General features: G+C 66.3%; 8 protein-coding genes. All 8 read left to right on the top strand.

Annotation, left to right across the window (positions count from 1 at the left end):
- The first annotated feature begins 23 nt into the window (after positions 1-23).
- The 8 genes from rpoC to rplW all read left to right on the top strand — a co-directional run bounded on the left by rpoC (position 24) and on the right by rplW (position 10,253).
- Positions 24-4,235, top strand: a complete 4,212-nt coding sequence (gene rpoC / locus G6O69_RS03210) for a DNA-directed RNA polymerase subunit beta' (protein ID WP_172302059.1) — start codon at positions 24-26, stop codon at positions 4,233-4,235.
- A gap of 221 nt (positions 4,236-4,456) precedes the next feature.
- Positions 4,457-4,828 (top strand): 30S ribosomal protein S12, encoded by a 372-nt coding sequence (gene rpsL / locus G6O69_RS03205; protein ID WP_172302058.1) that lies wholly within the window; start codon positions 4,457-4,459, stop codon positions 4,826-4,828.
- Positions 4,829-4,845: 17 nt separating this feature from the next.
- The gene (rpsG, locus tag G6O69_RS03200; protein ID WP_172302057.1) at positions 4,846-5,340 is read left to right on the top strand and encodes a 30S ribosomal protein S7; all 495 of its coding nucleotides are present in this window, start codon (positions 4,846-4,848) and stop codon (positions 5,338-5,340) included.
- Positions 5,341-5,535: 195 nt separating this feature from the next.
- Positions 5,536-7,722, top strand: coding sequence for an elongation factor G (fusA, locus tag G6O69_RS03195; RefSeq protein WP_172302056.1), 2,187 nt, complete (start codon positions 5,536-5,538; stop codon positions 7,720-7,722).
- A gap of 51 nt (positions 7,723-7,773) precedes the next feature.
- Entirely contained in the window at positions 7,774-8,973 is a 1,200-nt protein-coding gene (tuf, locus tag G6O69_RS03190) for an elongation factor Tu (protein ID WP_172302055.1), read from the top strand.
- Positions 8,974-9,002: 29 nt separating this feature from the next.
- Complete coding sequence (gene rpsJ / locus G6O69_RS03185; protein WP_172302054.1) at positions 9,003-9,308, top strand: 30S ribosomal protein S10; 306 nt, start codon at positions 9,003-9,005, stop codon at positions 9,306-9,308.
- A 7-nt stretch (positions 9,309-9,315) separates the two neighbouring features.
- On the top strand, positions 9,316-9,969 hold the full coding sequence (gene rplD, locus G6O69_RS03180) for a 50S ribosomal protein L4 (RefSeq protein WP_172302053.1): 654 nt from the start codon (positions 9,316-9,318) through the stop codon (positions 9,967-9,969).
- A complete protein-coding gene (gene rplW, locus G6O69_RS03175) occupies positions 9,966-10,253 on the top strand; it encodes a 50S ribosomal protein L23 (RefSeq protein ID WP_172302052.1) in 288 nt (95 codons plus the stop codon). The genes rplD and rplW overlap by 4 nt, the downstream gene beginning before the upstream one ends.

Below are 10,253 nucleotides of genomic sequence, written 5' to 3'. Positions count from 1 at the left end.
CCCGCGAAAGAGAGGAACCCCAGATGCGCGACATCTTCAGCTTCTTCGAAAAGCCCAAGGAGGCTGCGGTCTTCAACGCTCTGCGAATCGGTATCGCTTCGCCGAAGTCGATCCGCGAGCGCTCGCACGGCGAGGTCAAGAACCCGGAGACCATCAACTACCGGACCTTCAAGCCGGAGCGCGACGGTCTGTTCTGCGCCAAGATCTTCGGACCGATCAAGGACTACGAGTGCTTGTGCGGCAAGTACAAGCGCATGAAGCACCGCGGCGTCGTCTGCGAGAAGTGCGGCGTCGAGGTCATCCACTCCAAGGTCCGCCGCGAGCGCGCCGGACACATCGACCTGGCCACCCCGGTCGCGCACATCTGGTTCCTCAAGAGCCTGCCCTCGCGCATCGGCACCATCCTCGACATCCCGCTGACCAAGCTCGAGAAGGTGCTCTACTGCGAGAGCTACATCGTCATCGACCCGCGTGACTCGGGCCTCGAGGAGCGCGAGATCCTGTCCGAGGAGCGCTACGACCAGCTCTACGACGAGATCGGTCCCGACTCCTTCGACGCCGGCATGGGCGCCGAGGCGATCCGCGAGCTGCTCGCGCGCATCGACCCCGTGGTCGAGGCTCGCACGACTCGCGCCGACCTCGCGGCCGCGACCTCGGAGGCCAAGCGCAAGAAGCTGGCCAAGCGCCTGCGCGTGCTCGAGGCCTTCCGCAACAGCGGCAACAAGCCCGAGCACATGATGCTCGACGTGATCCCGGTGCTGCCGCCGGATCTGCGCCCGCTGGTCCCCCTGGACGGCGGCCGCTTCGCGTCCTCCGACCTCAACGACCTCTACCGCCGGGTCATCAACCGCAACAACCGGCTCAAGCGCCTGCAGGAGCTCGCCGCCCCGGAGATCATCATCCGCAACGAGAAGCGGATGCTCCAGGAGGCCGTCGACGCCCTGTTCGACAACGGCCGCCGCGGCAAGACCATCACGGGCCCCAACAAGCGCCCGCTCAAGTCGCTCTCGGACATGCTCCGCGGCAAGTCCGGGCGCTTCCGCCAGAACCTGCTCGGCAAGCGCGTCGACTACTCGGGCCGCTCGGTGATCGTCGTCGGCCCGGAGCTCAAGCTCCACGAGGTCGGCCTGCCCAAGAAGATGGCGCTCGAGCTGTTCAAGCCCTTCATCTACAACAAGCTCGAGCAGCGCGGCCTGGTGACCACCATCAAGTCCGCGAAGCGCATGGTCGAGCGTGAGGCCGAGGAGGTCTGGGACATCCTCGAGGAGGTCATCAAGGAGCACCCGGTGCTGCTCAACCGCGCGCCCACGCTCCACCGCCTCGGCATCCAGGCCTTCGAGCCGGTGCTGATCGAGGGCAAGGCCATCCAGCTCCACCCGCTGGTCTGTACCGCCTTCAACGCCGACTTCGACGGCGACCAGATGGCGGTCCACGTGCCGCTGTGCATCGAGGCCCAGATGGAGGCCCGCGTGCTGATGATGTCGACCAACAACATCCTCAGCCCGGCGAGCGGCAAGCCGATCATCGTGCCCTCGCAGGACATCGTCCTCGGCCTCTACTACATGACCCGCGAGCGCATCTACGCCCCGGGCGAGCGCAACGACGACCCCACCAAGGACGGGTTCTACATCGGCTACTTCGGCTCCCCCGAGGAGGTCCGGATGGCCTACGACCACGGCTCGCTGCACCTCCAGGCGCGGATCAAGGTCCGCATGGAGCCCGGCGGCCCGATGGTCGACACCACCTGCGGGCGCGTGCTGCTCTACGAGGGCGGCATCCCCAAGCAGCTGTCCTTCGAGGAGCTGGTCAACCAGCCCCTGGGCAAGAAGCAGCTCAACAACCTGATCGACCGCTGCTACCGCCTGTGCGGCCAGAAGGCCACCGTGCTGATGGCCGACTACCTGCGCAGCACCGGCTACACCGAGGCGACCAAGGCCGGCATCTCGATCTGCATGGACGACATGGCGATCCCCGACGCCAAGGCCAAGCTGCTCGACGACGCCAACTCCGAGGTCCGGCAGATCTCCGAGCAGTACTCGGACGGTCTGATCACCTCGGGCGAGCGCTACAACAAGGTCGTCGACATCTGGGCCAAGGTCTCCGAGGAGATCACGGCGGCGATGATGGACGGGATCTCCAAGGAGGAGATCATCGACCGGAGCACCGGCGAGAAGAAGTCGCAGAAGTCCTTCAACTCGGTCTACATCATGGCCGACTCTGGCGCGCGTGGCTCGAAGCAGCAGATGCGCCAGCTCGCCGGGATGCGCGGCCTGATGGCCAAGCCCTCCGGCGAGATCATCGAGCAGCCGATCACCACGAACTTCCGTGAGGGGCTGACGGTTCAGCAGTACTTCATCTCGACCCACGGCGCGCGCAAGGGCCTCGCCGACACGGCGCTCAAGACCGCCAACTCGGGGTACCTGACCCGCCGCCTGGTCGACGTCGCCCAGGAGGCGGTGATCACCGAGTACGACTGCGGGACCATCCAGGGTCTCGAGGTCTCGGCGCTGATGGAGGACACCGAGGTCATCGAGGCGCTCGGGGATCGCATCCTCGGCCGCGTGGCCCTCGAGCCGGTCTACCGGCCCGGGACCGACGAGATCATCGTCGACGAGGGCGACCTCATCGACGAGCAAGCTGCGACCGACATCGATCAGGCCGGCATCCAGACCGTGACCCTGCGCTCGGTGCTGACCTGCGAGGCCATGCGTGGCATCTGCGCCAAGTGCTACGGCCGCGACCTCGCGCGTGGACAGCTCGTCGACGTCGGCGAGGCGGTGGGCATCATCGCCGCGCAGTCGATCGGCGAGCCCGGCACCCAGCTGACCATGCGCACCTTCCACCTTGGTGGTGCGTCGATGACCACCGTCGCCAAGAGCGAGCTCGAGGCCCGCTTCGGTGGTGAGGTCAAGGTGCTCGACGCCGATCTCGTGCACCGCACGCGCACGGACAGCAAGACCGGTCAGCAGATCGACTACTGGGTGGTGATGAACCGTCACGCCCAGGTCCACCTGCTCGACGAGCGCGGCCGCATCCGCGAGCGCTACGACCTCCTCTACGGCTCGCACCTGCTGGTCGCCGAGGGAGCCAAGGTGCCTGAGAAGACGGTGCTCGCCCGCTGGGACGCCCACGTCATCCCGATCCTCACCGAGGCCAGCGGCACGATCGCCTACGGCGACATCATCGAGAACGTGACCATGCGCGTGACCACCGACGAGGTCACCGGGCACAGCTCCATGGTCATCGTCGAGAGCCGCGACAAGGACGCGCGTCCGCGCCTCGTGATCACCGATGACGAGGGCGAGACCGTGATGATCGGCCGCCACGCCGCCCGCTACTTCCTACCGGTCGGCGCGGTCTTCAACATCCAGGAGGGCCAGAAGGTCCAAGCGGGTGATGTGATGGCCAACATCCAGCGCGAGGCTCAGAAGACCAAGGACATCACCGGCGGTCTGCCCCGCGTCGTCGAGCTCTTCGAGGCGCGCACGCCCAAGGAGCACGCGATCATCGCCACCACCGACGGTGAGGTCTCCTTCGGCAAGGACAAGGGCGGCAAGCGCCGCGTGTTGATCACCCCCGAGGACGGCAGCGAGGTCCACGAGTTCCTCGTGCCCAAGCTTCGCCACCTCCAGGTCCGCGAGGGAGATCGCGTCCGCGCTGGCGAGAAGCTGATGGACGGCCCGGCCAACCCGCACGACATCCTCGCGGTGCTCGGCGAGAAGGCCCTGGCCACCTACCTGCTCGACCAGATCCAGGAGGTCTATCGCCTCCAGGGCGTGAAGATCAACGACAAGCACATCGAGGTGATCGTCCGCCAGATGATGCGGCGGGTGAAGATCATCGACCCCGGTGACACCAACTTCCTCGCCGAGGACCACGTCGAGCGCAAGCTCTTCCGCCAGGAGAACCAGCGCGTGTCCGCGCTGGGTGGCGCCCAAGCCACCGCGCAGCCGCTGCTGCTCGGCATCACCAAGGCCTCGCTCTCCACCGAGTCCTTCATCTCGGCCTCCTCCTTCCAGGAGACCACCAAGGTGCTCACCGAAGCTGCCCTCCAGGGCAAGGTAGATCACCTCCGCGGTCTCAAGGAGAACGTGATCATGGGCCGGCTGATCCCCGCCGGCACTGGGCTCTCGGTCTACGAGCGCCTGCACATGGAGACCGACGATCGCACCAGCGAAGCCGGAGAGCCGGCCGTTCGCCGGGCGACCGACCGCGAACTCGCGGGCCTCGAGTAGGCCCCGAGCCCGCCTCGGGCAGGCTGGCGGACCCCGCGCGGAGATCTCTGGGAGCTAAAAATTGTGCGAATCCCCCCATCTCCCCGCTCTTCAGCCTGCCCGATCCACTTGATCAGCAACCCAACTTCTCTATACTCCGCCTCCCATCGCCGCGGGACCCCCCGCAGGCGGTGACTCGTTGGCGTCCAAACTACGCCTCCCGGAACTTCGAAGAGATCCTCATGCCCACGATTCAGCAGCTCGTCCGCAAGGGACGCACGCGCCAGCCCAAGAAGGAGACCGCGCCCGCGCTCAAGGGCTGCCCCCAAAAGCGTGGCGTCTGTGTTCGCGTGTACACCTCGACGCCCAAGAAGCCCAACTCGGCGCTTCGCAAGGTCGCCCGCGTCCGCCTGACCAACAACATCGAGGTCACGAGCTACATCCCGGGTGAGGGCCACAACCTCCAGGACCACAGCATCGTGCTCGTCCGCGGCGGTCGTGTGAAGGACCTCCCTGGCGTTCGCTACCACATCGTGCGTGGCACCCTCGACACCATCGGCGTCGACGGCCGTCGTCAGCGGCGTTCCAAGTACGGGACCAAGCGTCCCAAGTGATCCGCTAGGAGAAGCAGATGTCGCGCAAGGGAATTAAGGCCAAGCAGCGCAAGCGGATCAGCTACGAGATCCGCTACACCGACCATCCGGCCGACGTGAACTTCGAGATTGCGAAGTTCATCAACGTCGTGATGCTCGACGGCAAGAAGTCGCTCGCCGAGAAGATCGTCTTCTCTGCCTTCGAGATCATCTCGGAGAAGACCAAGGACGATCCCGTCAAGGTGTTTGAGAAGGCCGTGGCCAACGTCCGGCCGCGCCTCGAGGTTCGCGCCCGCCGCGTCGGCGGCTCGAACTACCAGGTCCCCGTCGAAGTCCGCCCCGAGCGCAGCCAGGCTCTGGCGTTCCGCTGGCTGGTGAACTTCGCCCGCAACCGTCCCGAGAAGACCATGCGCGAGCGCCTCGCCAACGAGATGCTCGACGCCGCGCAAAACCGCGGTCTCGCGGTCAAGAAGCGCGAGGACGTTCACAAGATGGCCGAGGCGAACAAGGCCTTTGCCCACTACCGCTGGTGAGCAAAGCGATCTAAGCTCCCACCGCCAAAGACTTCGATGGCGATGCTTCCCGCGCACGGACCGTGCGCGGGATCAGCCACACCGGGCCCGGGCCCTGTCACACCCCCTCCCCCTTGGAGACGGATGACGGCCCCCGCGGCCCTAGCTCAGTTTCCTGCCTAGATCGCAGACCCCACCCCTCCCCGAACCTCCCCGATGAGCGCCAAAGCCAAAGCCCCCGAGCAGCGGATCGACATGATCCGCAACATCGGGATCATGGCGCACATCGACGCCGGCAAGACCACGACCACCGAGCGGGTCCTGTTCTACACCGGCAGCTCGCACTACATCGGCGAGGTTCACGACGGTGCGGCGCACACCGACTTCGACGAGGAGGAGCAGCGCCGCGGGATCACGATCTACTCGGTCGCCACCACCTGCTTTTGGAAGCCGGGTGACCCCGAGGCCCACGGCCCCGAGGACGGCGCTCACCGCATCAACCTGATCGACACCCCCGGACACGTCGACTTCACCGTCGAGGTCGAGCGTTCGCTGCGAGTGCTCGACGGGGCGATCGCCGTGTTCGACGCCGTCGCTGGCGTCGAGGCCCAGTCCGAGACGGTCTGGCGTCAGGCCGAGCGCTACAGCGTTCCGCGGATCTGCTTCATCAACAAGCTCGACCGCGTCGGGGCCACCGTCTCGCGGACCATCGAGATGATGCGCGAGCGCCTCGCCGCGCACCCGATCCTGATCACCATGCCCATCGGGCTCGAGGGCGACTTCGAGGCGATCGTGGATCTGGTGACCATGGAGCTGGTGACCTGGCCCGAGGCCGAGGACGACAAGGACAAGGGCCGGACCTTCGCGCGCGCCCCCCTGGCCGAGGACCACGCCGCCTACGACGAGGCCCGCGAGGCCCGCGAGGCGATGCTCGAGGCCCTGGCCGAGGTCGACGACCAGCTCATGGAGGTCTTCCTGAGCGAGGGCGCCGACGCCCTCTCGGTCGAGGACATCCGCGCCGGCCTGCGCCGCGTCACCTTGAGCCTCAAAGGCTTCCCGGTGCTGTGCGGCTCGGCGCTCAAGAACCGCGGTGTGCAGCCGCTGCTCGACGCCGTCGTCCACTACCTGCCCTCGCCCCTGGACATCCCCCCGATCGAGGCCGAGCTCGTCGACGGCCGCCACGCCGGCGAGCGCGTCGAGCGGACGCCGGACCCCGAGGGACCGCTGCTCGGCCTGGCCTTCAAGCTCGTCCAGGACTCGCACCGCGGCCCCGTGGTGCTCTTCCGGGTCTACTCGGGCACCGTCCACGTCAAGGACCAGATCTACAACGTCGCCCGCGACAAGAAGGAGCGCATCAACAAGCTGCTCCTCGTCCTGGCTTCGAAGACCGAAGAGGTCGAGTCCGTCGGCCCCGGCAACATCGCCGCCGCCGTCGGCCTGCGCTTCACGACCACCGGTGACACCCTGGTCCTGTCCAAGGACAAGGAGCACGTGGTGCTCCCGGGCATGCAGATCCCCGACCCCGTGATCTTCCGCTCCGTCGAGGCCAAGAGCGCCGCGGATCAGAAAGATCTCGATCAGGCCCTCGAGCGGATCCAAAAAGAAGATCCCAGCTTCACCGTCTACGAGGACAAGGACTCGGGTCAGACGCTGATGGCGGGGCAGGGCGAGCTCCACCTCGAGGTCATCGTCAACAAGCTCGAGCGCGACTATCGCGTGAAGGCCCGGGTCGGCAAGCCCCAGGTCGCCTACCGCGAGACCGTCTCCAAGCCCACGACGATCGAGTTCGAATACGACCGCGAAGTTGGCCAAAAGCGCCAGTACGCGAAGGTCAGCGTGGAGATCGAGCCCCAGGAGCGCGGCGCCGGCAACAGCGTGGTCTCCGCGCTCCCCGAGGACGACGAGGCCTACGCCAAGTTCCCGCGCGAGCTGCTCGCCGCCGCGCTGGAGGGGATCTCCGACTCGCTGACGCGTGGGCCGTTGCTCGGCTACCCCGTCGTCGACGTCACCGTGCGTTTGGTCGCTGCCTCCTACATCGAGGGCGACTCCAACGCGGCCAGCTTCCGGGCGGCCGCGACCATGGGGACCAACAAGGTCATTTTGGCCGCAGGACCCCGTTTGCTGGAGCCTGTGATGGATGTCGAGGTCGTCGGACCCGAGGAATTCATCGGCAACGTGCACTCCGACCTGAACACGCGTCGCGGTCGTGTTTTGGGCATGGGGACGCGTGGTAACGCCCAGGTCGTTCAGGCCCACGTCCCCTTGGCAGAGATGGTCGGCTATGCTACGTCGCTGCGCTCCGTGACCCAGGGGCGGGCGAGCCATTCAATGCAGTTCGCCGCCTACTCGGAGGTCCCCAGCGACCTCCAAGATCAAATCATCAAGAAGGTCCGCGGCTACTAGCTGCGCCAAGCTTCCGAGCTCCAACCCTACGCCCCAAGCAGAGATTTTCCCATGTCCAAAGAGAAGTTCGTTCGCGAGAAGCCCCACGTGAACATCGGGACCATCGGTCACGTGGACCACGGCAAGACCACGCTGACGGCTGCCATCACCAAGGTGTTGGGGCTGCGTGGCTGGGCCGAGAAGGTCGACTTCGAGAACATCGACAAGGCGCCGGAGGAGCGCGAGCGCGGCATCACGATCTCGACGGCGCACGTCGAGTACAACTCGGAGATCCGCCACTACGCGCACGTCGACTGCCCCGGGCACGCCGACTACATCAAGAACATGATCACGGGCGCGGCGCAGATGGACGGCGCGATCCTGGTCGTGTCGGCGCCCGACGGCCCGATGCCTCAGACGCGCGAGCACATCCTGCTCGGCCGCCAGGTCGGAATCCCGGCGATCGTGGTCTTCCTGAACAAGGTGGACCAGCTCGACGAGGAGGACGAGGAGATGCTCGAGCTCGTCGAGGTCGAGGTCCAGGAGCTGCTGAGCAAGTACGAGTACCCCGGCGACGACACGCCGATCATTCGTGGCTCGGCGCTGAAGGCCCTTCAGGCGGACAGCTGGGAAGCCGACGACGCGAAGTGCGTCTTCGAGCTGATCAAGGCTTGCGACGAGTGGATCCCGGAGCCGACGCGCGACCTGGACAAGCCCTTCCTGATGCCGATCGAGGACGTGTTCACGATCTCGGGTCGCGGCACGGTGGTGACGGGTCGCATCGAGCGCGGGATCGTGAAGGTCGGCGAGGAGATCGAGATCATCGGTCTGCGCGACACCCAGAAGACCACGTGCACGGGCGTGGAGATGTTCCGCAAGCTGCTCGACCAGGGCCAGGCTGGCGACAACGTCGGCTGCCTGCTGCGCGGCGTGAAGCGTGAGGACGTGGAGCGCGGTCAGGTGCTTGCGAAGCCGGGGTCGATCACGCCGCACACGACTTTCAAGGCTGAGGTGTACATCCTGAAGAAGGAAGAGGGTGGTCGTCACACGCCCTTCTTCAAGGGTTACAAGCCGCAGTTCTACTTCCGCACGACGGACGTGACCGGCTCGGTGGAGCTGGCCGAGGGCACGGAGATGGTGATGCCCGGCGACAACGTGAGCTTCACGGTGACGCTTGGTAAGACGATCGCGTGCGAGAAGGGGTCGAAGTTCGCCATCCGCGAGGGTGGACGTACTGTCGGCGCCGGCGTCGTCACCGAGATCATCGAGTAGCCCGGACCGAACGAACCAGGAGATCGACCGTGGCCAGCAAGCTTCGAATCACCCTGAAGGCCTACGACCACAAGCTGCTCGAGCAGTCGGCGACGGAGATCTCCGAGACCGCCCGCCGCGCGGGAGCCCAAGTCGTCGGCCCTGTCCCCCTCCCGACCAAGATCAACAAGTACACGGTCCTGCGAGGACCCTTCATCGACAAGAAGTCGCGCGAGCAGTTCGAGATCCGCACCCACAAGCGGCTGCTGGACATCATCGAGCCCAACCAGCAGACGCTGGACGCGCTCATGAAGCTCGACCTCTCCGCCGGCGTCGACGTCGAGATCAAGACCTGAGGAAGTCATGGCTAAGCTCAACGTCATCGACCTAGAGGGCAACGGCGTCGCGGAGATCGAAGTCTCCGACGAAGTCTTCGCCGCCGAGGTCAAGGAGCACCTGCTCTGGGAGGTCGTCCGCTGGCAACGCGCCAAGCGGCGCGCCGGTACGGCGAAGACCAAGGAGCGCAGTGAGGTCCACGGGACCCACGCCAAGATGTTCAAGCAGAAGGGCACCGGGCGCGCGCGCCACGGCTCCTCCCGCGTCAACGTCTTCCGTGGCGGTGGCCAGGTCCACGGACCCCGTCCGCGCAGCTACGAGTTCTCGGTCAACAAGAAGGCTCGCGCCGGCGCCCTGCGCTCGGCCCTCAGCCTCCGCGCCGGGGACGGGAACCTGGTCGTCATCCGCGACCTCGACATCCCCGAGGGCAAGACCCGCAACCTCGCGGCCGCGCTGACCAAGCTCAACGCCCCCAAGGCGCTGCTGGTCGACGACCGGGGCAACACCTCGCTGGTCCGCAGCTCGCGGAACCTGACCAGCGCCCAGCACATCGCCCCCGAGGGGCTCAACGTCTACGACATCCTCCGCTTCCCCAAGCTGCTGATGTCCGAGCGCTCGCTGCGCTCCGTCGAGGCGCGCCTGCTCGGCACGCCCGCGGAGACCGAGGGAGGTGCCCAGTGATCCCGCAAGAGATCATCATCCGGCCGATCCTGACCGAGAAGAGCACCGAGCTCGAGGCGGTCAACAACCAGTACACCTTCGAGGTCCATCGCGCGGCCAACAAGATCGAGATCCGCAAGGCCGTCGAGATGGTCTTCGGTGTCCGCGTCGACAAGGTCCGGACCATGGTCATGCGCGGCAACCTGCGCCGCGTCGGCCGCTTCACCGGCAAGACCCGCCAGTGGAAGAAGGCCGTGGTCACCCTTCACTCCGGTGACGCCATCGACCTGTACGGAGAGGACTGA

The organism is Pseudenhygromyxa sp. WMMC2535 (assembly GCF_011083025.2).
Note: the sequence above shows the minus strand (reverse complement) of the source record. Positions and strands in the feature narration are given on the sequence as shown.